At 65.2% G+C, this 20,280-nt stretch carries 23 protein-coding genes; 14 read left to right on the forward strand and 9 right to left on the reverse strand.

Annotation, left to right across the window (positions count from 1 at the left end):
- Positions 1 to 63: 63 nt before the first annotated feature.
- Positions 64 to 588, forward strand: a complete 525-nt coding sequence (locus GGR40_RS03295) for a type 1 glutamine amidotransferase domain-containing protein (RefSeq protein ID WP_429274762.1) — start codon at positions 64 to 66, stop codon at positions 586 to 588.
- Positions 589 to 635: 47 nt separating this feature from the next.
- Here the strand turns inward: GGR40_RS03295 and GGR40_RS03300 are convergent, their stop codons facing one another.
- From GGR40_RS03300 to GGR40_RS03310, 3 genes are read right to left on the reverse strand one after another with little or no spacing between them, the layout of a single operon-like run.
- Positions 636 to 968 (reverse strand): 2Fe-2S iron-sulfur cluster-binding protein, encoded by a 333-nt coding sequence (locus GGR40_RS03300; protein ID WP_429274763.1) that lies wholly within the window; start codon positions 966 to 968, stop codon positions 636 to 638.
- A gap of 1 nt (position 969) precedes the next feature.
- Positions 970 to 2,046 carry a cysteine desulfurase family protein gene (locus GGR40_RS03305; RefSeq protein WP_429275207.1) on the reverse strand — a complete coding sequence of 359 codons (1,077 nt, stop codon included), beginning with the start codon at positions 2,044 to 2,046 and terminating at the stop codon, positions 970 to 972.
- Positions 2,043 to 3,098, reverse strand: a complete 1,056-nt coding sequence (locus tag GGR40_RS03310) for a cysteine desulfurase family protein (protein WP_429274764.1) — start codon at positions 3,096 to 3,098, stop codon at positions 2,043 to 2,045. Before GGR40_RS03310 ends, GGR40_RS03305 begins: the two co-directional genes overlap by 4 nt.
- A 124-nt stretch (positions 3,099 to 3,222) precedes the next feature.
- On the opposite strand from GGR40_RS03310, the gene GGR40_RS03315 reads away from it, so the two are divergent.
- Positions 3,223 to 3,879 carry an alpha/beta hydrolase gene (locus GGR40_RS03315; protein ID WP_429274765.1) on the forward strand — a complete coding sequence of 219 codons (657 nt, stop codon included), beginning with the start codon at positions 3,223 to 3,225 and terminating at the stop codon, positions 3,877 to 3,879.
- Between the two features lie 36 nt (positions 3,880 to 3,915).
- Here GGR40_RS03315 and GGR40_RS03320 read toward each other — a convergent pair whose 3' ends face one another.
- On the reverse strand, positions 3,916 to 4,119 hold the full coding sequence (locus GGR40_RS03320) for a hypothetical protein (protein ID WP_429274766.1): 204 nt from the start codon (positions 4,117 to 4,119) through the stop codon (positions 3,916 to 3,918).
- Positions 4,120 to 4,183: 64 nt separating this feature from the next.
- Here GGR40_RS03320 and GGR40_RS03325 point away from each other — a divergent pair, with 64 nt between their 5' ends.
- Positions 4,184 to 6,022 carry a DUF885 domain-containing protein gene (locus GGR40_RS03325; protein WP_429274767.1) on the forward strand — a complete coding sequence of 613 codons (1,839 nt, stop codon included), beginning with the start codon at positions 4,184 to 4,186 and terminating at the stop codon, positions 6,020 to 6,022.
- Between the two features lie 31 nt (positions 6,023 to 6,053).
- Here the strand turns inward: GGR40_RS03325 and GGR40_RS03330 are convergent, their stop codons facing one another.
- Positions 6,054 to 6,407, reverse strand: a complete 354-nt coding sequence (locus GGR40_RS03330) for a hypothetical protein (protein ID WP_429274768.1) — start codon at positions 6,405 to 6,407, stop codon at positions 6,054 to 6,056.
- A 289-nt stretch (positions 6,408 to 6,696) separates the two neighbouring features.
- Here GGR40_RS03330 and GGR40_RS03335 point away from each other — a divergent pair, with 289 nt between their 5' ends.
- Positions 6,697 to 7,743 carry an MlaA family lipoprotein gene (locus GGR40_RS03335; RefSeq protein ID WP_429274769.1) on the forward strand — a complete coding sequence of 349 codons (1,047 nt, stop codon included), beginning with the start codon at positions 6,697 to 6,699 and terminating at the stop codon, positions 7,741 to 7,743.
- Between the two features lie 217 nt (positions 7,744 to 7,960).
- Here GGR40_RS03335 and GGR40_RS03340 read toward each other — a convergent pair whose 3' ends face one another.
- Positions 7,961 to 9,565 (reverse strand): phosphoenolpyruvate carboxykinase, encoded by a 1,605-nt coding sequence (locus GGR40_RS03340; RefSeq protein WP_429274770.1) that lies wholly within the window; start codon positions 9,563 to 9,565, stop codon positions 7,961 to 7,963.
- A 246-nt stretch (positions 9,566 to 9,811) separates the two neighbouring features.
- Here GGR40_RS03340 and GGR40_RS03345 point away from each other — a divergent pair, with 246 nt between their 5' ends.
- Genes GGR40_RS03345 through GGR40_RS03375 form a run of 7 tightly spaced genes read left to right on the forward strand, consistent with a single transcriptional unit; the run spans position 9,812 to position 15,142 of the window.
- Entirely contained in the window at positions 9,812 to 10,597 is a 786-nt protein-coding gene (locus GGR40_RS03345; protein WP_429274771.1) for a response regulator transcription factor, read from the forward strand.
- Entirely contained in the window at positions 10,590 to 12,182 is a 1,593-nt protein-coding gene (locus GGR40_RS03350) for a sensor histidine kinase (RefSeq protein ID WP_429274772.1), read from the forward strand. The genes GGR40_RS03345 and GGR40_RS03350 overlap by 8 nt, the downstream gene beginning before the upstream one ends.
- A complete protein-coding gene (locus GGR40_RS03355) occupies positions 12,179 to 12,604 on the forward strand; it encodes an HPr kinase/phosphorylase (RefSeq protein ID WP_429274773.1) in 426 nt (141 codons plus the stop codon). Before GGR40_RS03350 ends, GGR40_RS03355 begins: the two co-directional genes overlap by 4 nt.
- Positions 12,605 to 12,651: 47 nt before the next feature.
- On the forward strand, positions 12,652 to 13,569 hold the full coding sequence (gene rapZ / locus GGR40_RS03360) for an RNase adapter RapZ (RefSeq protein ID WP_429274774.1): 918 nt from the start codon (positions 12,652 to 12,654) through the stop codon (positions 13,567 to 13,569).
- A 48-nt stretch (positions 13,570 to 13,617) separates the two neighbouring features.
- Positions 13,618 to 14,022 carry a PTS sugar transporter subunit IIA gene (locus tag GGR40_RS03365; RefSeq protein ID WP_103095616.1) on the forward strand — a complete coding sequence of 135 codons (405 nt, stop codon included), beginning with the start codon at positions 13,618 to 13,620 and terminating at the stop codon, positions 14,020 to 14,022.
- Positions 14,019 to 14,297, forward strand: coding sequence for an HPr family phosphocarrier protein (locus GGR40_RS03370; RefSeq protein ID WP_429274775.1), 279 nt, complete (start codon positions 14,019 to 14,021; stop codon positions 14,295 to 14,297). The genes GGR40_RS03365 and GGR40_RS03370 overlap by 4 nt, the downstream gene beginning before the upstream one ends.
- Positions 14,294 to 15,142 carry a TrmH family RNA methyltransferase gene (locus GGR40_RS03375; RefSeq protein WP_429274776.1) on the forward strand — a complete coding sequence of 283 codons (849 nt, stop codon included), beginning with the start codon at positions 14,294 to 14,296 and terminating at the stop codon, positions 15,140 to 15,142. The genes GGR40_RS03370 and GGR40_RS03375 overlap by 4 nt, the downstream gene beginning before the upstream one ends.
- Before the next feature lie 42 nt (positions 15,143 to 15,184).
- Here the strand turns inward: GGR40_RS03375 and GGR40_RS03380 are convergent, their stop codons facing one another.
- The 3 genes from GGR40_RS03380 to recR form a co-directional block, all read right to left on the reverse strand.
- The gene (locus GGR40_RS03380) at positions 15,185 to 16,735 is read right to left on the reverse strand and encodes a DNA recombination protein RmuC (RefSeq protein WP_429274777.1); all 1,551 of its coding nucleotides are present in this window, start codon (positions 16,733 to 16,735) and stop codon (positions 15,185 to 15,187) included.
- A 70-nt stretch (positions 16,736 to 16,805) separates the two neighbouring features.
- Positions 16,806 to 17,375: a peptide deformylase gene (gene def, locus GGR40_RS03385; RefSeq protein ID WP_429274778.1), complete on the reverse strand. Its 570-nt coding sequence runs from the start codon at positions 17,373 to 17,375 to the stop codon at positions 16,806 to 16,808.
- Between the two features lie 45 nt (positions 17,376 to 17,420).
- A complete protein-coding gene (recR, locus tag GGR40_RS03390; RefSeq protein ID WP_429274779.1) occupies positions 17,421 to 18,017 on the reverse strand; it encodes a recombination mediator RecR in 597 nt (198 codons plus the stop codon).
- 60 nt (positions 18,018 to 18,077) lie between these two features.
- Between recR and fmt the strand changes: the two genes are divergently transcribed.
- The 3 genes from fmt (at position 18,078) to rpiB (ending at position 20,274) form a co-directional block, all read left to right on the forward strand.
- Complete coding sequence (fmt, locus tag GGR40_RS03395; RefSeq protein WP_429274780.1) at positions 18,078 to 18,986, forward strand: methionyl-tRNA formyltransferase; 909 nt, start codon at positions 18,078 to 18,080, stop codon at positions 18,984 to 18,986.
- Entirely contained in the window at positions 18,983 to 19,726 is a 744-nt protein-coding gene (truA, locus tag GGR40_RS03400) for a tRNA pseudouridine(38-40) synthase TruA (RefSeq protein ID WP_429274781.1), read from the forward strand. The genes fmt and truA overlap by 4 nt, the downstream gene beginning before the upstream one ends.
- A gap of 110 nt (positions 19,727 to 19,836) precedes the next feature.
- Positions 19,837 to 20,274, forward strand: coding sequence for a ribose 5-phosphate isomerase B (gene rpiB, locus GGR40_RS03405; RefSeq protein ID WP_429274782.1), 438 nt, complete (start codon positions 19,837 to 19,839; stop codon positions 20,272 to 20,274).
- The last annotated feature ends 6 nt before the right edge of the window (positions 20,275 to 20,280 follow it).

Raw genomic sequence — 20,280 nt, forward strand, 5'->3', positions numbered from 1 at the left:
TCGGAACCGAACTTTTCCGCGATTCATTACCCTTGCAAACCCCTTCCTTAGGAGAATGCAGGAATGAGCCGCGTACTGATCATCGCCACCGACGGTTTCGAGCAGTCCGAACTCACCGGTCCGCGCGATGCGCTGAACCAGGCCGGAATCGAAACCGTGGTCGCCAGCCCCGAAGCGGGCGAGATCAAGGGCTGGGACAAGACCGATTGGGGTGAAAGCGTCAAGGTCGACGCGACGCTGGACCAGATCGATGCCGCCGAGTTCGACGCCCTGGTGCTGCCCGGCGGCCAGATCAATCCCGACAAGCTGCGTCTGGATGAGACGGCGGTAGGTCTGGTGAAAACCTTTGCCGAAGCCGGAAAGCCGGTGGCGGCAATCTGCCATGGACCGTGGCTGCTGGTAGAGGCAGATGTCGTGCGGAACCGCATCGTGACCAGCTGGCCCTCGATCCGCACCGACTTGCGCAACGCCGGGGCAGAGGTGATCGACAGGGAGGTGGTGGTGGACGGCAACCTCATCACCAGCCGCAAGCCTGACGACATTCCGGCGTTTTCCAAAGCGGTGATCGAGGCGGTTCAGGCGAACTGATCACGATTCCGGGTCACGTCCGTGGCGGCGGTGTCGCCCCCAGCGCATCAGCCGATCTGCATGTCCCGCACGACGCCGGGGATGCGGACGGCGATGCCGCTGATCTCTTCGGTCAACTGAATCTGGCATGACAGGCGACTGGTGCGGGTGACCCCGGCGGCAAGGTCGAGCATATCTTCCTCGTCGTCGGACGGAGGCTGCAACTTGTCGAACCAGTCGGGCGATATGATGACGTGGCAGGTGGAGCAGGCCATCTGCCCCTCGCACGTCCCTTCCAGCGGCATGCCCGCATTCTGGGCCACTTCGAGAAGGCGCGATCCCGGCTCGGCCTGTGCCGTGGTCCGCGATCCGTCGATATTCACAAACAGGACGTCAACCAAGTCATACTCCCTGCGCCGCCGCAGCGGCTTCTATTCTGGCGCAGGCATCCTCAATTTCCCTTAACTCAGTATATCGCCCGAATCCGAGACGGATAGAGCTTTTGGCATCATGGTCCGAAAGTCCCAGCGCGCGCAGGACGTGGCTGGGACGGCCTGAGCCGCTGGCACAGGCCGATCCGGCGGAAAACGCCATGTCGCGCAGGTCCGACATCAGCCGCCCCACGTCAAGACCGGGCAGCCGCAGGTTGAGGTTGCCGGGCCAGCGGGCGTCCGCCGAACCATTGAGCGTCCAGCGGGACAGGATTGCCCTTGCCCTATGCCACAGCGCCGTGTGATGGCTTGCATCCTCGGCCATGCGCGTTTGGGCCAGAGCCGCCGCTGCACCGAACCCGGCGCACAGCATTGGACTGAGCGTGCCTGAGCGCAGCCCCCCCTCCTGCCGGCCCCCCCGGATCAGCGGGGCAAGGTCCAGCCCGTCACGCAGCCACAGGGCGCCAATGCCCTTGGGACCGTAGATCTTGTGCGCGCTGATCGCGATCATGTCCGCTTCGGCAGGCGCGGCGATCCTTCCCGCGCCCTGCACCGCGTCGCACAGGAACAGTGCGCCTGTGTGGTGCGCCCGCGCGGCGATCCGGTCGACCGGCTGGATCGTGCCGATCTCGTTGTTGACCTGCATCACCGCAACGAGGCCAACCCCTGGGGGCAAGGCCGCATCATCCACCAGCCCCTCGCCATCGACAGGAAGCACCGCCATCGCAGGATCGACGGCGCGAGCGGTATCCAGCACTGCGGCATGTTCGATCGCCGATACCGCCAGCTTTCGCGCCCCGCTGCCCACGATGGCAAGGTTGAGCGCCTCGGTCGCGCCCGAGGTGAAGGTCACGCGCCCGCCCGGCGGCAGCAGCAGGGCGACCTGTTCGCGGGCAACCTCCACGGCAGCGGCGGCGGCGCGACCGGGGCGGTGCGGGCTGTGCGGGTTGGCAAATCCGCTGGTATCCGCGCCGCCCAGCCACGGCATCATCGCCGCGCGCGCTTCGGGAGCGAGCGGCGTGGTCGCCTGATGGTCGAGGTAGATCATCCGTTCACCTGCGCCCATGCGGTGGCAAAGGCGTCGAGGTCTTCGGGCGCGGTATTCCAGCCGATGGAGACGCGCACCGTGCGTTTCGCGGTGTCGGGATCGATGCCGAAGCCCTGCAGCACCCGGCTTTGCTTGAGCGTGCCCGACGAACAGGCACTTCCGGCAGAGATCGCGAACCCGGCGGCATCCATGCGGATCAGCATCGCGGTGGCTGACATGCGCGGGGCAGCGACCGCGAAGATGTGCGAACAGGGCGTGCCGGGCTGGATCACCTCTGCGCAGGACTGCAGGCGCTCCCGGAAGGCCAGCCGCTGCGGCACGGTGGTCGCCCAGCCTTCGATGCCGCCGGCCTCCAGCGCGGCGGCAAGGCCCAGCGCGCCGGGCAGGTTCTCCGTTCCGGCGCGATAGCCGCGCTCCTGCCCGCCGCTCGGCTCCAGCATCGCAAAGTCGCGCACCAGCAGCGCGCCGATGCCGATGGGGCCGCCCAGCTTGTGCCCCGACAGCACGATCATGTCGGCATCGGGCAGCGGGGCCTTGCCTGCCGACTGCGAACAGTCGGCCAGGAACAGCCCGCCTGCCGCGCGCACCTGCTCCACCAGCGGATCGTGGATTTCGGGCAGCAATACCGTGCCGGTTTCCGAATTGATCGACTGCACCGCCACGATGGTGCGCCCCGGCTCACCGAGAGCGGTGGCCAGAACGTCCCGGTCGATGCCGCCACCGGAAACGGGCACTGTCGCTGCGTCGGGCGCGGCGCGGAACACCGCATCGTGCTCGACCGCAGAGACCAGCCGCCGCTGGGCCTTCGCCCGGCCAAGGCCCAGCGCCAGCGCCTCGCTCGCCCCCGAGGTGAAGATCACTTCGCCCTGCCAGCCGAGCGCCGTCTTCACCCGTACGCGGGCATCCTCCAGCGCGGCGCGCGCCGCCCGGCCTGCCGCATGGGGACTGGACGGGTTGGCCCAGATGGCCCCGCCCTGCAGCCACGCATCGCGCGCCGGGGGGAGTATCGGCGTGGTTGCCGCATGGTCGAGATAGATGTTTGGAGGTGCCATTGCTTGCGAAGTTGTCTTTAAGCCGAAGATTTCTATATAGCCAACCTTCCACATTTCCACTCCCGCGACGATCTGCTGCCACAGCGACTCGCGGGAGTTTCAACAGGTCAGGCCGCTAACACTCATGCCCGCAGTCATCTTCCCCGGTCCCGAAGGTCGCCTCGAAGGTCGTTTCCAGCCCGCAACGCGCCCGCGCGCGCCGGTGGCGATGATCCTCCATCCGCACCCGCAGGCGGGCGGCACGATGAACGACCGCATCACCCAGCACCTCTACAAGACCTTCGTGAACCGCGGCTTCGCCACGCTGCGCTTCAACTTCCGCGGCGTGGGCCGCAGCCAGGGCAGCTTCGACAACGGCATCGGCGAACTGTCCGACGCCGCCGCCGCGCTCGACTGGGTGCAGTCGATCCACCCCGAAGCATCCACCACCTGGATCGCGGGCTATTCGTTCGGCGCGCTGATCGGCATGCAACTGCTGATGCGCCGACCGGAAATCCGTGGCTTCATCTCGGTGGCGCCGCCGGCCAACATGTACGATTTCTCGTTCCTGGCGCCCTGCCCGGCTTCGGGCATCATCATCCAGGGCACCGGCGACACGGTGGTCACGCCCATTGCCGTGCAGAAGCTGGTCGACAAGCTGCGCACGCAGAAGCACATCACCATCCACCATGACGAAATCCCGCGCGCCAACCACTTCTTCGAGCATGAGACCGACGAACTGATGCGTTCGGTCGACAACTACCTCGACATGCGTCTCGCGCCGGACTGCCCGATCAAGTAATCCATCGTCGTCCCGGATCAGGTTCGGGACGACCGCCTACTTCAGCCGCTTCGTTTCGCTGGAAAGGGAGCGGCCTTCGCGGTCCGGCAGTGTCCAGATCGCGATATTGGCGATCATCACGCCGGCCAGCACCAGCATCAGCACCACCTGCTTGCGATAGCCGCCCCGCCGCATCAGCGCGACGGCCCCCAGCACGAGCGCGATGACGGTCAGAACGAGAAGCGACAGGGCGATGTCCATGGCGTCCCCTCTACCGCATTTCGCGGCATTTGACACCTGCCTGCGCCGCCGCCATCGTCCGGCGATGAACGCGACGCCTTCCTTCCAGTCCGCCCCTCTCTCCCGCCGCAGCGCGCTGCATGTGCTGGCCGCCGGGACCGCCGCTCTTGCCCTGCCCGGCCGTGCCAGCGCGGCGGCGTCTCCCGGCGCGGCCGCCCTGCTCGACGGGATCGCCTGGAGCCTGCTCGACCATGTGCCCGAAAGCGCCACCGGCCTTGGCGTGGACATCGGCACACACGCAGCCCTGCGCGCCCGGCTGGAGGACCGCTCTCCCGCCGGGCGCGCGGCTTATGCAGCAACGGTGCGCAAGGGACTTGCCGCCGTCGAGGCGTTCGACGCCAGGGGCCTCGACCATTCCACCCGCACCAGTCTGGCGGTGGTGAAAAGCGCTTTCGGCACCGCGCTGGACGGGTTTGCGCTGCCTTATGGCGACGTCGCCGTGGGTGGGTGGCGCAACACCCCCTACGTGGTGATCCAGAACGTCGGTGCCTATCTCGACACGCCCCGGTTCCTCGATGCCGACCATCCGGTGAAAACGCCTGCCGACGCCGACGCCTGGATCGCGCGGCTGTCCCAGTTCGACGCGCAACTGGACGGAGAGCTTGAGCGGGTGAAGGATGCCACTGCGAAAGGGCTCGTTCCACCCGACTTCCTGCTGGACCGCGCCATCGCGCAGATGACCAGCACGATCGAGGATGCCGGGAAGGACGGCGGCAGTCTGGTCACCTCGATCGCGGGCCGCACCGCGAAGATGCGCGGAACCTGGGCAGCAGACGCGCGCCGGATCGTATCGGGCGAAGTGGTGCCCGCCATGCGCCGCCAGCTGGCCGAACTGCAGCGCCAGCGCACTATGGCCAGGAGCGACCCCGGCATCCGCGAGCGTCCGCACGGCGCGGAATATTACGCATGGGCGCTGCGTGCCAGCACCACCACGCAAGTCCCGCCGGAGGAAGTCCACCAGCGCGGCCTGCAGGAACTGGCAGATCTTCACGCGCGCATGGACCCCATCCTGCGCTCGCTGGGCTATACGCAAGGATCGGTCGGCGCCCGGATGACTGCGCTGGGCGAGGACAAGCGCTTCATGTTCCCCGAAGGCGATCCGGGCCGGGCAGAGATCCTGACCTTCATCCGCCAGCGCGTGGACTGGATTCGCGCGCAGATGCCGCGCGCGTTCCGCGAACTTGTGCCCGGCAATGTCGAAGTGCGCCGCCTGCCACTGTCCGAGGAACCGGGCGCGCCCACGGCCTATGGCGGTGCCGGATCGAAGGACGGCACCGTACCCGGCAAGATGTGGATCAATTTGCGCAGCACCGACCTGCATCGCAAGTACGACCTGCCCACGCTGGTCCATCACGAAGCGATCCCCGGCCACGTCTGGCAGGGCGAATATGCCAATCGCCTGCCGCTGATCCGCTCCATCCTGGCGTTCAACGCCTATTCCGAAGGCTGGGCGCTATATGGCGAGCAACTGGCGGACGAACTGGGCGCCTACGATTCGGACCCGGTGGGGCGGCTGGGCTATCTGCAGTCGCTGGCGTTCCGCGCCTGCCGCATGGTGGTGGACACCGGGCTTCATGCCAAGGGCTGGAGCCGGGAAGAGGCGGTGCGCTTCTTCATGGAAAGAAACGGCAACAAGCGCGAGGAAGTGGTCAACGAGGTAGACCGGTACTGTTCGTGGCCGGGCCAGGCCTGCGGCTACAAGATGGGCCATTCGCAGATCGTGGCGCAGCGCACCCGCGCAAAGGCGGCGCTGGGCGGTGCCTATGACCTGCGCGACTACGACCAGGCGGTGGTCGATGGTGGCAACGTCCCGCTCGACGTGCTGGCCCGGAACGTCGACGAGTATATCGCCAGCAGGAAATAAATCCTCCCCGCGAACGGGGAGGACGTATCGGTCACTTCTTGCCGAAAAGGCCCTTGGCCATGTCGGTCAGGTCGTCGATCACGCTGCCGTCGCCGTCCTTGTCGAAGAAGCTGGCGGCCTTGCTCGGGTCGGCGGCGATCGCGCTGGCGAACTGGGTCAGCGAGCCTTCGCCACCGATCTGTTCGATCAGCTGCTGGATGGTGCCCACGTCCACGCCGCTGCGTTCCGCCGCCAACTGGGCGGTATCGCCTTCCTGCTGGTGCGCGATGCCGAGCGCCGCGATCGCCTTTTCGGCGACTGCCGGATCGAGGCCCAGCTTGGCCGCGAGGTTGCTCACGTCCGCGTGCCCGCTGACCTGGCCGAGAATGCCGTCGAAAATACCCATATGTCTTACTCCGATTATGGACCTGCCAGATATGCAGCCGCGCGATGACGAACGGAAGGCAGGAAATTTCCTCCCCCGCTACTTTCCTCAAGGCATGGCCGCCCGCCCGCCATGCATCGTCGCCGATCCGCATTTCCGGTTCGACGAGATGCATGGCGCGCAATTGACGAATAGGGCAACCCGGCCTAGCGCGTGAAGACACCCGGAAGTATGGTTGGGGCGACCTGAGGCTTGGTGTAACCTGGATCAAGCGGCTTCGGCCCGCACGAAGCCCTACAAGGACCCTCGCATGAGCCTCACGGCTGCCGCAGTCGCGGTGATGATAAGTTCGGCAGTTCCCGAAGTTGGGGTTCCGGCAACGGCCCCCTCGCCCGACACCACCGCCGCTGTGACCGTCGCGCAGCAGGATGTTGCGGCAACATCCGAAACCACTCCTGCGACTGCAGCCGTACCTGCGCCCGTAACTGCGCCCTCGGCCGCGCCGCAGGAAGGCGCGTCCGATACGGCGGCCGAATCCGAAATCATCGTCATGCCGCGCAAGCCACCGCCGCCGGGCGACCCGCTTGAGCGCATCAACGAGAAGTCCTTCGCGGCGACGCAGGCGGTGGACAGCGCCGTGATCGAGCCGGTCGCCAAGATCTACAACAAGGGCCTGCCGCGCCCGGTGCGACAGGGCCTGCGCAACTTCTTCTCGAACCTGACCGAGCCGGTCGTCTTCGTCGCCTATCTGCTCGAACTGAAGCCGGGCAAGGCCGCCGAAACCGTCGGGCGCTTCGCCATCAACACCACGATGGGCGTCGGCGGGCTGGTTGACGTGGCAAAGCGCAAGCCATTCCACCTGCCATATCGTCCGAACGGGCTGGCCAACGTTCTGGGCTATTACGGCGTCGGACCGGGGCCGTATTTCTACCTGCCCATTGTCGGACCCACGACACTGCGCGACATCATCGGCGACACCGTGGACCGCGCACTGCTGCCTGCCGTGGTGGGATCGCCGTTCAACAAGCCCGAAGTCGTCATCCCCTCCTCGATCCTCAGCCAGCTGGGCGAACGCGCCGCCTTCGACGAGCAGAGAAGCAAGATCCGCGATCAGGACAATCCTTACGCCTACTACCGCGAACTGTACCTGAACCAGCGCAAGGCCGAAATCGACGCCTTGCACGGTCGCGCCGCACCGGCGGTGGACGCGGTGTACGGACCGGGAATGCGGACGGCTGGCGGCAGGAAAAACGCTGCTGAGGAACCTGCGTCGCCGAATGCCCCCGCTCCTGCCGGCCAGCCTGCTGCGCCCGTCACGCCTGCTCCCACCATCACCCCGGAACCCGTTCAGCCCTGAGCGGGCGACGATGGCGGCGTTTTCCTACAGCGCCATCGCCTGCTAGACTGGCTGCGGCTCTTTCTCACCGTAATCTCCCGACCTGCGCGGCGCGCTGGATGCTCCAGTAAAGACGATGCCCCTCGCATGTATGTCATCAACTAGCTGGATCAGCACCACCAACGAAAAGGCTCCGGAACCGAAGCTCCGGAGCCTTGCTGAAATTTAACCGCCGCTGTCAGGCAGCAACGGGTGCAGCCTTGCGAACGCCCTCGTCGACATGGTCCTCGAACTGTTCGAAGTTATCGATGAACTGCTTCACCAGCGTCTGCGCGGTAGCGTCATAGGCGGCACCATCGGCCCAGGCACCGCGCGGGTCCAGCAGCTTGGGATCGACACCCGGCGCGGCGACCGGCACCTCGAAGCCGAAGTTCGGATCCTCGCGGAACTCCACGTCGTTGAGGCTTCCGTCCAGCGCCGCGTTGAGCAGCGCGCGGGTGGCCTTGATCGGCATGCGCTTGATGCCCTCCATCGTCGCCATGCCGCCCGACCAGCCGGTATTGACCAGCCAGCACTTGACCCCGCCCCTGGCGATCCGCTCCTTGAGCAGGTTGCCGTATACCGACGGGTGACGCGGCATGAAAGGCGCGCCAAAGCAGGTGGAGAACGTCGCTTCCGGCTCGGTCACGCCGATCTCGGTGCCCGCCACGCGCGCGGTATAGCCCGACAGGAAGTGATACATCGCCTGGTCCGGCGTCAACCGCGCGATCGGCGGCAGCACGCCATAAGCGTCCGCCGTCAGGAAGATGAGGTTCTTGGGCACCGGCCCCAGGTTCTTCTCCGAGCAATTCGGAATGAAGTCGATCGGATAGGAACCGCGGCTGTTCTCGGCCAGCGAATTGTCGTCGAGATCGATCCGCCGCGTCACCGGGTCGATGACGACGTTTTCCAGCACCGTGCCGAAGCGGCGGGTAGTGGCGTAGATCTCCGGCTCCGCCTCTTCCGACAGGCGGATGACCTTGGCGTAGCAGCCGCCCTCGAAGTTGAACACTGCGGTGTCGGACCAGCCATGCTCGTCGTCGCCGATCAGGGTGCGGCTGGCATCGGCGGAAAGCGTGGTCTTGCCGGTGCCCGAAAGCCCGAAGAAGACCGCCGTGTCGCCCTCCGGCCCGATGTTGGCCGAACAGTGCATCGGCATCACGCCCTTGACCGGCAGCAGGTAGTTGAGGATGCCGAACACCGACTTCTTCATCTCGCCGGCATAGGCCGTGCCGCCGATGAGGATCAGCTTTTCGGTGAAGTTGACCGCGATGACCGTCTCCGTGCGCGATCCGTGGCGGGCGGGGTCGGCCCGGAAGCTGGGCAGGTCGATGATCGTGTATTCGGGCGCGAAGCTCTCCAGTTCCTCGCTGCCCGGACGCACCAGCAGCGTACGGATGAACAGGTTGTGCCACGCGAACTCGTTGATGACGCGGACATTGACCCGGTGTTCCGGCTGCGATCCGCCGAACAGGTCGGCGACGTAGAGCTGGTCCTTGCCGGCCAGCGCAGCCAGGAAATCTTCCTTCAGCGCGGCGAAGTGCTCAGGCGTCATCGGTGCGTTGGTCTTGCCCCACCAGACCGTGCTTTCCGTTTCCGCGTCGCGGACGATGAACTTGTCCTTGGCGGAGCGCCCGGTGTGCTTGCCGGTCGCCACGACGAACGGACCGTCAGCCGAAAGCAGGCCTTCGCCGTTCTTCACCGCATGTTCCACCAGCGGGCCTGTACCGAGATTGGCGAAGATCTGCGCCTTCGTCTCGATGCCCTGTCTGTCGAGCGGATAGCTAAGGGTGGTCAATGTCATCTCCTCCAAAAGATGGCGCCGCTACGGGTTTTCCCGCTGACGCTGAGCCGATTCATGCGCAAGAATCGTGCCGCGATTTTCGCGTGCTCCCTCTTGTCCTTCAGATTGTCGTCAATTGAAACCATCAAGGGTTAGACTGTCCGATTTTTGGGCATCGCTGCATGGCGATTGCCACCCCCGGACGCAGTCGCTAGGCACTGGACCCATGCGTTACTTCATGCACTGCGAGGCAAGGTCGGCGTACTGATGGCAGATCCTCTCGACGCCGCCGACTTGCCGGAAGACGCCGCCGCCTCGTCATCGACGCCGGGCGCGCCGCTCAGACCGCAGACGATCGCACTGGTCGATGACGACCGCAACATCCTGACCACCCTGTCGATCAGCCTGCGTGCCGAGGGGTTCGTGACACGGGTCTATGCCGACGGCGAAACGGCGCTGAAGGCCCTGCTGGACAATCCGCCCGACCTGGCGATCTTCGACATCAAGATGCCGCGTATGGACGGGCTGGACCTGCTCAAGGCCCTGCGCGCGCAATCGAGCCTTCCGGTCATCTTCCTCACCTCCAAGGACGAGGAGCCGGACGAGGCGCTCGGCCTCGCCATGGGCGCGGACGATTACATCGCCAAGCCATTCAGCCAGCGCCTTCTCGTCGCCCGCATCCGCGCCATCCTTCGTCGCAGCGAACTGGCGCAGGCGCCCGCGGAGGAAGCATCCGGGATGGAGGTTCCCGAACCTGTCGTCCGGGGCCGTCTGGCGCTCGATCCCGCCCGTCACCAGGTGACCTGGGATGGCCGGCCAGTGTCGCTGACGGTAACCGAGTTTCTCATTCTCGAAGCGCTGGCACTGCGCCCCGGCGTGGTCAAAAGCCGAAACCAGTTGATGGACGCAGCCTACAGCGACGACGTCTACGTCGACGATCGCACGATCGACAGCCACATCAAGCGCCTGCGCAGAAAGTTCCGCGCCGCCGATCCGGACTTCGCCGCGATCGACACGCTCTATGGCGCGGGCTACTCCTTCGCCGATGGCTGAACGCACGCGCAGCGGCGGCAGGCGCCGCCCACGTTTGCCGGTCCGGCTCGCGCTGTCGTGGCGCGTGTCCCTCACAGCGCGCATCCTGGCGGTAAACTTCATAGCGCTGGCATTGCTGGCGGGCAGCCTGTTCTACATCGACAGCTACCGCAACGAGCTGCTGGCCGAACGCTACCGACTGGCCAAGTCCGAAGCGGAAATCACCGCCGATGCCTTGGCCGACGAACCGGCGGCAGGTCGCCTTGCCCTGATCGCACGGATCGGCACTGAGCAGGGCCTGCGCCTGCGTCTGTTCGACAGCGAGGGCGAACTGGCGGGAGACAGCTTCCTGCTCGCCCCCCCGTCCTATCGCCTGATCGACCCCGCCAGCGAATCCTGGTTGCAGGATGCCGCCCGTATGCTCGACCGAGCGATGGATTTCGTTCTCGGAGCGCCTGAAATCCCCGACTATCGCGATCCGGTGCGGTCCAATGCGCGGTCTTGGCCCGAAGTCGCCGCCGCGCTCGTCGGCGGGCAGACGTGGATCAGCCACAAGGCGGCACCGGACCGCACGCCCATCATCATCGCCGCAACGCCGGTCGGCACCGACGGCTCCGCGCTGCTCGTCACCCGCAATGCCCGCGATATCACCGAAAACGTGCGGATGGCGCGCCAGACGCTGGCCATCATCGTCGGCGGTGCGCTGGGCGTATCGATCCTGCTATCGCTGTTCCTAGCACGCACCATTGTCGAGCCGCTGCGCAAGCTGGTGCGCGCCGCCGTTCGCGTGCGTCTTGGCCGCGACCGCAGCGTCATCGTGCCCCGCCTGCCCGACCGGCGCGACGAAATCGGCCTTCTTGCCCGCGCCATCTCCGACATGAGCGGCGCCCTCCGTCAGCGGATCGACGCGGTGGAGAGCTTCGCCGCCGATGTCGCTCACGAACTCAAGAACCCGCTGACGTCGCTCCGCAGCGCGCTGGAAACGCTCGACAAAGTCGATCAGCCCGAGTTGCGCAGCCAGCTTCTCGGCATCGCCAAGGACGATGTGCGCCGCATCGACTTTCTCGTCACCGAAATTGCCGACGCAAGCCGTATCGACGCGCAGCTTAGCCGCACGACATTCGAGCCGGTGCATATGGACCGCCTCGTCCACGCTCTCGTCCAGGAGCGGGATCAGCGCGGCGTCAACGGCGACCATGCCGTCCTGATCGGCTACGAGGATGCAGTGCCGGGCGCCCTGATCGTTCCCGGCGATGCACCCCGGCTGGAGCGGGTTCTGCAAAATCTGCTCGACAATGCGGTATCGTTCTCGCCGCCCGGCATGCCGATAGAGATCACCCTGTCCCGGGCGCAGAACCGCGCCACCATCGCCATCGCCGATCATGGACCCGGCATACCGGAACCCACGCGGGAACGCGTGTTCGAACGGTTCCACTCGCTGCGGCCTTCCAGCGAGGAGTTCGGGCGCCACAGCGGCCTCGGTCTTGCCATTGCACGCACCATCGTCGAGGCCCATTTCGGTCGCCTCGTCGCCACGGATCGGCTGGACGGCGCTTCCGGTGCGCGCCTCGTGCTGGCGCTGCCATGCTGGGAAGAGGGCGCATGAGCCCGGTCCCGCGACAATCCACTTGTGTCGCCATCAACGGCCGCGCCGTTCTGCTCGAAGGACCGAGCGGGATCGGCAAGTCCAGCCTCGCGCTTTCTCTCATCGATCGCGGTGCCGTTCTGGTCGGTGATGATTCGGTGATGCTGGACGTGCGCAAAGCACGGGTTTTCGCCTCGCCCCATCCACGCACCAAAGGCCTGCTGGAAGTCCGCAATCTCGGCCTGCTGCCGTTCGCATGCACGCACAACGTGCCGATCGCTCTCCTACTGATGCTCGATCCGGCGGCACCCCGATATGTCGAGGCTGCGGAAACGACGACGCTCCGCAACGTACCCCTGCCCGCCATCCGCTTATGGCCGGGCGGAAACGCGGCGCTAAAGGTCGAACTGGCGCTCAACCGCTATGGCCTTCCCCACCCCTGATCCCCCGCCCCCTTCCCTTTCCGCCGCTGAACGCGCAGAGAGCGGACATGGGGAATGAAACGGAACATGCGCAGCGCGTGCTGCTGGTTACGGGCATGCTGGGCGCCGGAAAGACCACGGCCCTGCGCGTGCTTGAGGATCTGGGCTGGGAGATCATCGACAACTTTCCCGTCCGCATGCTCGATGCCCTTATCGACGGCGCGCCAGAAGGCGACCGCACGCCGCTGGCAATCGGATTCGATTCGCGAACGCGCGGCTTCGATCCCGAGCGCGTCATCGCTCAGGTCAAGAACCTCACCCAGCGCCGCGATCTTGAACTCACCACGCTATTCCTCGATTGTTCCAGCAAGGAGCTGGAACGTCGCTTCAACGAAACCCGCAGGCGCCACGCGCTGGCCGCCGACGCCCCCGTGTCCACCGGTATCCGTGCGGAGCGCGAATTGCTGGCGCCTCTGCGTCGGTGGTCGGATCTGCTGATCGAGACGACCGAGTTCACATCCAACGATCTGCAGCGCGCGATTCGCGAACGTTTCGCCGACAGTGCGGCAGATGAGATGACGGTGACCGTTTCCAGCTTCGGGTTTTCGCGCGGGATGCCGCCGGTCGCGGATCTGGTGTTCGACATGCGCTTTCTGGACAATCCCCATTGGGATGCGGATTTGCGCGCTCAGACCGGGCAGGACGCACCGGTGGGCGACTATATCAGCAGGGATCCGGCGTGGGATGAAGCATTTGGCCGCATTCGCGACCTCATCCTGATGTTGCTTCCACGCTATCGCACGCAGGGCAAGGCCTATGTGCACATAGCCTTCGGCTGTACCGGGGGGAGACACCGGTCGGTATTCACTGCCGAACAGATGGGAGCGGCCTTGCGTCGATCCGGATTTTCGCCCACATTGCTGCACCGCAACCTGGGCTCACGGGCGGCGGATCTTCTGGAAAGGGGTCCACGGCGTGAGAAATAGGAATACGATCCGGGTGCGATTGCAGGAATTTCGGAGCGCACTCCCGGCATGATCGGCATGATTCTGGTTACTCACGGCAATCTGGCCGAGGAGTTCGTACACGCGATGGAACACGTCGTTGGCGATCAGGCCGACGTGGAGACCGTGTGCATCGGGCCTAACGACGACATGGAGCGGCGTCGATCCGAAATCGCCGACGCCATCGTCAAGGTGGACAGTGGCGAGGGCGTCATCATCCTGACCGACCTGTTCGGCGGCACCCCGTCCAATCTTGCGATCTCGCTGATGCAGGCCGGCAAGGTGGAAGTAATCGCGGGCATCAACCTGCCGATGCTCATCCGCCTTGCCAAGGCGCGCGGTTGCATGCCGGTGCGCGAAGCGGTGGCAGCCGCGCGCGATGCGGGCCGCAACTACATCACCATCGCCAGCGAATACCTGGGCCAGGACGCATGAGCGACTTTCGCGATTCGGTTCTGATCGTGAACAAACGCGGCCTTCACGCTCGTGCCAGTGCGAAGTTCGTGGGCCACGTGGCAGACCTTCCCGGCACAGTTTCCGTCACCGTCAGCAAGGACGGGATGTCGGCGGCGGGCGGCTCCATCCTGGGTCTGATGATGCTGGGCGCCGCCAAGGGCGACACCATAGAAATCGCCTGCGCGGGCGAAGGTGCGGACAATGCGTTGAACGTGCTGGCCGGCTTGGTGCGCGACGGATTTGGCGAAGAGTGAGCGATACCCAAGTGAACGGCGCCTATTTGCCGGGCGGCACCCATCGCCGCACGATCACCGGCTTTTCCAATCCCCTCGTCAAATTCCTGCGCTCCCTGCGCGACAAGAAGCACCGCAAGCGCGAACAGCGCTTCCTGGCCGAGGGGCTGCGTCTTCTCACGGACGCGCGCGAATGCGGCGTGCTACCCGAAATGCTGGTCATGGCCATTGGCCGCGATCCCCATCCCCTGCTCGACGCCCTTGAGGCTGCCGTTGCCGCCGCGGGTGGCGAGATCGTGGAGATGGATGTGGACATCCTCGCCAAGGTGACCGGCAAGGACAACCCGCAGGCGGTTGCCGGCGTATTTTCAGAATTCGACACGCGCCTTGCCAACCTCGATCGCGCCGCCTCGCCGATCTGGCTGGTGGCTCAGGCGCTGCGCGATCCGGGCAATCTGGGCACGATGCTGCGCACGGGCGACGCGGTGGGCGCGGGCGGCCTGATCCTGCTGGACGACTGCGCCGATCCCTTCTCCGTCGAAGCGGTGCGCGCCAGCATGGGTGCCATCTTCACGCAGAAGATCGCCATCGCACGCTGGGATGAATTTCACAGCTGGCTGCGCGGCGGCGATGGTCAACTGGTGGCAGCATCACTGCGCGACCCGACAGACTACCGTGAGGCACCATATGCCTCCCCCTGCTTCCTGATGGTCGGCAACGAATCACGGGGACTTCCCGCGGAGTACGAACAGGCCTGCGACCTTCGCGTCACCATCCCGATGCTGGGCCGCGCGGACAGCCTGAACGCAGCCGTCGCCGGTGCGGTGCTGGCTTACGAAGCTCTGGCCCATCTGCGGCAGGCCTGACGCGGCAGGTCGTGCCCGCCGCGGTTTGGCAACCAGTTCGGTTTACTCCGCCGCTTCGGCTGTCTCTTCGCTCCGGTCGGCAAGTGCAGCGCCGCTCTCAGCATAGCGCGGCGCGGATTCGACCAATGGCACTTCGTCCGATATCTCGCGCTTGCCGATCTTGATGTGCTTTTCGCTCAGGCGGCGTGCGCGGCTCATCACGTTACCTTCGTAAGTCCGGGCGAAGTCGTTGAAACTGTTGACCGCGCGTCCAAGATGAGTTCCGACTTTCGACAAGTCGTCCTGCGTCTTGGCTAGGCTGTCATAAAGGTCCGCGCCCAGTTTGCCGATCTCGCGCGCTTCGCGGGCCAGCCCTTCCTGTTGCCAGACCTGCGCGATGGTGCGGGCGATCGCGACGAGGTTGGTGGGACTGGCCAACAACACCTTGCGGTCGAATGCGAAGTCCCACAGTCCCGAATCATGGTCCAGCGCGGCGGCGATGAAATGCTCGCCGGGGACGAACATAATCACGTAATCCGGCGCATTCTCGAACTGGCTCTGATAACTCTTGGCGCCGAGCGTCTGAATATGATTGCGCATCGATGCCGCATGCTGGTTTAGCGACGCGATCCGTGCCGTTTCATCCTCGGCCTCGAAGGCATCCTGATAGGCGTTCAGGGACACCTTGGCATCGATCACCAGTTGTTTGTTGCCGGGAATACGCACGATGGCGTCCGGGCGCAGGCGCCCATCCTCGGTGTCGATCGACTGCTCGGTCTCAAAATCGGTATGTTCGGTAAGGCCGCACTGTTCCAGCACGTTCTTCAACTGCTGCTCACCCCAGCGCCCCCGCGCCTTGGGGGCGTTGCGCAGCGAATTGCCCAGCCGCACCGCTTCGGCGCGCACCATCTCCTGCCCAACGCGCAGCGCCTCGATCTGGCCGGTAAGTTGCCCGAAGGCATCGACGCGCTTGGCCTCCAGCGACGCGACCTGCTCCTCGTAGCTGCGCAGCCGCTGGCCGACCGGGGCGAGGATGGCATTGATCCGTTCCGCACTGGCCTTTTCGCTTTGCTCGAAACGCTCCCCAGCGCGGCGCAGGAAAGTTTCCTGCGCGCCGGCAAGAACCTTAGCGCCAGCGTTTTCGAACTCCTTGCGCAGCGCCTCCTGCGCTTCGATCAAAATACGCTTCTGCTCGTCGAAATTGGAGGATTTCTCACGCAGCGTCGATAGTTCCTCCGACAGTGCGCGCTGCTCCTTGAGCAGTGCATCGACGCGGACACCATGTTCCGCGCGGGTCTTGTCAGCAGTTAGCGTAAATTCGCCACGGATGCGCTCCAGGTTGGCGCCAGCTTCCTGCCGAAGCCGCTCCATCGCCGCGCCATGTTCAGCGCGTTCGCGATCAAGCGTGGTTTCCAGCGCATCGACCCTCCCGGCCCGATCACGCGCCGCTTCAAGGTCAGCAAAGGCGCGCAGGTATTTCGCGTCGCCTTCGCGCGCTTCCCGCTCACGCGCTTCGGCCTGAGCGCGCCATTGCGCAACCGGGCGCGATCCGGCGAACCAGCCTGCGATCAGGCCGATGACAAGGGCGACGATGGTGGCTGCTACGATCTCCATGCCCCATCATTATCAGGAACATTTGAAGAACGCCAGCAGCCGTATCATATAGTCTGGGGAAAAGCCCCGATCAGGCGGCCTTGCGCAGCTTTTCCAGCTTCTTCAGCGCCATCTGCCGCTTCAGGCGCGACAGGTGGTCGATGAACAGGACGCCTTCGAGGTGGTCCATTTCGTGCTGAAGGCAGATCGCCATCAGGCCCTCCATCTCTTCCTCATGCACCTGGCCGTCGAGATCCTGCCAACGCGCGCGGATGCGCGAAGGACGTTCCACGTCGGCAAAGATTTCCGGCACGGAAAGGCAGCCTTCCTGATAAACGATGTAGTCCTCGGACGGGTCGAGGATTTCCGGATTGATGAAGATCCGGGGTTCCTTCTTCGTCGGCTGATGCGTGTGGTGATGGTCGCCGTGAGACGTGCAGACCTCGGGCTCGGCGTCTTCATCCTCAGGCTGCAGATCGATCACCAGAACGCGTAGCGGCACGCCGACCTGAATCGCAGCCAGACCGATGCCGGGTGCGTCGTACATGGTCTCGAACATGTCTTCGACAAGCGTTTTCAGCTCGTCGTCGAACTTTTCGACGGGGACCGAGACCTGCTTCAGACGCTGGTCGGGAACTTCGAGGATTTCACGGATAGCCATCTGCGCCAGATAATCCCGAATGCCCGATTTCGCAAGGATTCGGCTTCACGCTACCGGACGGCGGGCGCGGATGGCCTGCGCAAGGGTGCCTTCATCGAGGTAGTCGAGTTCGCCGCCGACCGGCAATCCGTGGGCCAGTTGCGTCACACGGACCGGGAAACCTTCCAGACGCTCGGCGATGTAATGCGCTGTCGTCTGCCCTTCGAGCGTGGCGTTCATGGCCAGCAGCACCTCGTCCACCCCACCTTCGCCGATGCGGCGCAGCAGCGTGTCGATGGCCAGATCCTCGGGCCGGACGCCGTCGAGCGCGGAGAGGCGTCCGCCCAGAACGTGGTAGCGTCCTGTGAAAAGGCGAGCGCGATCGAGCGCCCACAAGTCCGCCACCTCCTCCACGACGCAGATCGAGCGGACGTCACGGCGGGGATCGGTACAGATACCGCATGGATCGCTGGTATCGACATTGCCGCAGGTCCGGCATTCCACCAGTGTTTCGCGCACCGCGGCCAGCGCATCCAGCAGTTGCACCAGCGCCGTCTCGCGCCGCTTGATGAGCCACAGGACGGCGCGCCTCGCAGAGCGCGGGCCGAGGCCGGGCAGGCGCGACAGGGCGGTGGTCAGTGTCTCGATCTCTTGCGATGCCATGCAGGGGGAGATAGGGCCTCCGCGATTTCATAGAAAGCCCGCTCAGGAGTTCCCCACATCATGCGTATCGTTTTCATGGGAACCCCCGATTTCGCGGTTCCTGCATTGGTTGCACTTATCGAAGCGGGGCATGAGGTCGTCGCCGCCTATACCCAGCCCCCACGTCCCGGAGGGAGGAGAGGCAAGGAACTGACTCCTTCGCCCGTCCACAAGGAAGCCGAATTGCGGGGCATCGCAGTGCGACATCCCGTCTCGCTCAGGGGTGCGGACGAGCAGGCAGCTTTCGCTGCGCTGGAAGCCGATGTCGCGATCGTTGCGGCTTACGGGCTAATCCTGCCGCAGGCGGTGCTCGACGCGCCGCGTCTGGGGTGCCTAAACATCCATGCCTCGATCCTGCCGCGCTGGCGCGGCGCGGCGCCGATCCAGCGTGCGATTCTGGCAGGCGATCCGACGACAGGGGTGACGATCATGCAGATGGAAGCCGGGCTCGACACCGGCCCGATGCTAGCAACGCTGCGCACGGTGATCGAGGGCAAGACCGCTGGCGACCTTACCACCGAGCTTGCGGATAAGGGCGCGCAGTTGCTCATCGGAACCTTACGCGATCTGGCGGTGCATCGCCCGGTGAAGCAGCCCGAAGATGGCGTCACGTATGCGAAGAAGATCGACAAGGCAGAGGCCCAGCTCGATTTCACGCAGGACGCCGAGGGTGCGGAGCGGCAGGTGCGGGCGTTCACACCGGCCCCCGGCGCGTTCTTCGTGCTGGATGGCGAGCGCTACAAGGTGCTGGCGGCCGAGACGGCATCGGGGACAGGCGAGCCCGGCGTCACTCTTGACGACGCATTGACCGTCGCTTGCGGAACCGGAGCGCTGCGCGTGACCCGGATCCAGCGTGCGGGCAAGCCGGCGATGGACACCGCAGACCTGCTGCGGGGCAGGCCGATCCCGGCGGGAACCCGCATCGGATGACGCGCTTTGCCCTGACCCTTGAGTTCGATGGGGCGCCCTTCATGGGGCTGCAACGGCAGGCGCACGGCCCCTCCGTGCAGCAGGCCGTTGAGGAGGCCGTCAAGGCGATGACCGGAGAGGCCGTCGTCATGTATTCGGCCGGGCGCACCGATGCCGGAGTGCACAGCCTTGGCATGAAGGTCCATCTCGACATCGCCAGGCCAATTGAACCGTTCCGCCTGATGGAAGCGCTCAATGCGCTGCTTCGGCCCAATCCGATCGCGGTGCTTTCTTGCGAGATCGTTCCCGACGATTGGCACGCGCGCTTTTCTTGCGTCGGCAGGGCCTATGTCTACCGCATCGCCAATCGCCGTGCGCCACTGACGCTGGAACGGGGCAAGGCGTGGCATATAGCCAAGCCGCTTGACGATGCGGCCATGCACCGCGCTGCGCAGGCGCTGGTCGGCAGGCACGATTTCACCACGTTCCGCTCTACGCATTGCCAGTCTCGGTCGCCGCTCAAGACGCTGGATCTGCTGACCGTGCGGCGTGAAGGCGACATGGTGCTGATAGAAGCCGCCGCCCTCAGCTTCCTCCATCATCAGGTACGCTCCATGGTCGGCTGTCTGGCGCTGGTCGGCATGGGAAGATGGCGCGAGGAGCAGGTGGAAGAAGCGCTTGCGGCAAGAAACCGACAGCGGCTTGGTCTGAATGCGCCGCCTGACGGCCTGTATTTCATGCGCGCGATCTACCCGGACTGACCCTTCGCCACGCAACGTCGTCCATCCCCGGAAGGCGAGACTCGCAATAAGACGAAGTCGCGACTAAGGGAGCCGCAAACGAATCCCTCGCAGGAAGGAAGCACGCTCCCATGCGTATCGCGATCGCATCCGATCATGCCGCCGTCGATCTCAAGGCGGCCTTGCGCGAATACCTCATAGAAGCCGGCCACGAAGTCGCGGACCTCGGGCCTGAGACGGCAGACCGCGTGGACTATCCGGATTACGGCTACAAGCTGGCCTCCGTTGTGGCCGACGGCACCGTGCAGTTCGGGGTGGCCTTGTGCGGCTCGGGCATCGGCATCTCGATCGCGGTCAATCGCGACCCCGCCTGCCGCTGTGCGTTGGTGTCGGAACCGCTGTCGGCGGCGCTGGCGCGCGAGCATAATGACGCCAACGTCATCGCCATGGGCGCTCGCCTGACTGGAGAGGACATGGCCAAGGCCTGCCTCGACGCTTTCCTTTCCACCGAATTCGGCGGCGGCCGCCATGCAGGCCGCGTCGAAAAGCTCTCCAATCCGTCCTTCTGAAGGAGC

It is taken from the genome of Novosphingobium gossypii, from assembly GCF_050433305.1.
GTDB classification, from domain to species: domain Bacteria; phylum Pseudomonadota; class Alphaproteobacteria; order Sphingomonadales; family Sphingomonadaceae; genus Novosphingobium; species Novosphingobium gossypii.

Excerpts from the sequence above, each read along its gene's own strand:
- GGR40_RS03295 (WP_429274762.1), top strand. The coding sequence starts at position 64 with ATGAGCCGCGTACTGATCATCGCCACCGACGGTTTCGAGCAGTCCGAA.
- GGR40_RS03345 (WP_429274771.1), top strand. The coding sequence starts at position 9,812 with ATGGCAGATCCTCTCGACGCCGCCGACTTGCCGGAAGACGCCGCCGCC.
- GGR40_RS03340 (WP_429274770.1), bottom strand. The coding sequence starts at position 9,565 with ATGACATTGACCACCCTTAGCTATCCGCTCGACAGACAGGGCATCGAG.
- GGR40_RS03370 (WP_429274775.1), top strand. The coding sequence starts at position 14,019 with ATGAGCGACTTTCGCGATTCGGTTCTGATCGTGAACAAACGCGGCCTT.
- def (WP_429274778.1), bottom strand. The coding sequence starts at position 17,375 with ATGGCTATCCGTGAAATCCTCGAAGTTCCCGACCAGCGTCTGAAGCAG.
- GGR40_RS03380 (WP_429274777.1), bottom strand. The coding sequence starts at position 16,735 with ATGGAGATCGTAGCAGCCACCATCGTCGCCCTTGTCATCGGCCTGATC.
- GGR40_RS03330 (WP_429274768.1), bottom strand. The coding sequence starts at position 6,407 with ATGGGTATTTTCGACGGCATTCTCGGCCAGGTCAGCGGGCACGCGGAC.
- recR (WP_429274779.1), bottom strand. The coding sequence starts at position 18,017 with ATGGCATCGCAAGAGATCGAGACACTGACCACCGCCCTGTCGCGCCTG.
- GGR40_RS03355 (WP_429274773.1), top strand. The coding sequence starts at position 12,179 with ATGAGCCCGGTCCCGCGACAATCCACTTGTGTCGCCATCAACGGCCGC.
- rpiB (WP_429274782.1), top strand. The coding sequence starts at position 19,837 with ATGCGTATCGCGATCGCATCCGATCATGCCGCCGTCGATCTCAAGGCG.
- GGR40_RS03310 (WP_429274764.1), bottom strand. The coding sequence starts at position 3,098 with ATGGCACCTCCAAACATCTATCTCGACCATGCGGCAACCACGCCGATA.
- GGR40_RS03335 (WP_429274769.1), top strand. The coding sequence starts at position 6,697 with ATGAGCCTCACGGCTGCCGCAGTCGCGGTGATGATAAGTTCGGCAGTT.
- GGR40_RS03305 (WP_429275207.1), bottom strand. The coding sequence starts at position 2,046 with ATGATCTACCTCGACCATCAGGCGACCACGCCGCTCGCTCCCGAAGCG.
- GGR40_RS03315 (WP_429274765.1), top strand. The coding sequence starts at position 3,223 with ATGCCCGCAGTCATCTTCCCCGGTCCCGAAGGTCGCCTCGAAGGTCGT.
- truA (WP_429274781.1), top strand. The coding sequence starts at position 18,983 with ATGACGCGCTTTGCCCTGACCCTTGAGTTCGATGGGGCGCCCTTCATG.
- fmt (WP_429274780.1), top strand. The coding sequence starts at position 18,078 with ATGCGTATCGTTTTCATGGGAACCCCCGATTTCGCGGTTCCTGCATTG.
- rapZ (WP_429274774.1), top strand. The coding sequence starts at position 12,652 with ATGGGGAATGAAACGGAACATGCGCAGCGCGTGCTGCTGGTTACGGGC.
- GGR40_RS03325 (WP_429274767.1), top strand. The coding sequence starts at position 4,184 with ATGAACGCGACGCCTTCCTTCCAGTCCGCCCCTCTCTCCCGCCGCAGC.
- GGR40_RS03320 (WP_429274766.1), bottom strand. The coding sequence starts at position 4,119 with ATGGACATCGCCCTGTCGCTTCTCGTTCTGACCGTCATCGCGCTCGTG.
- GGR40_RS03365 (WP_103095616.1), top strand. The coding sequence starts at position 13,618 with ATGATCGGCATGATTCTGGTTACTCACGGCAATCTGGCCGAGGAGTTC.
- GGR40_RS03350 (WP_429274772.1), top strand. The coding sequence starts at position 10,590 with ATGGCTGAACGCACGCGCAGCGGCGGCAGGCGCCGCCCACGTTTGCCG.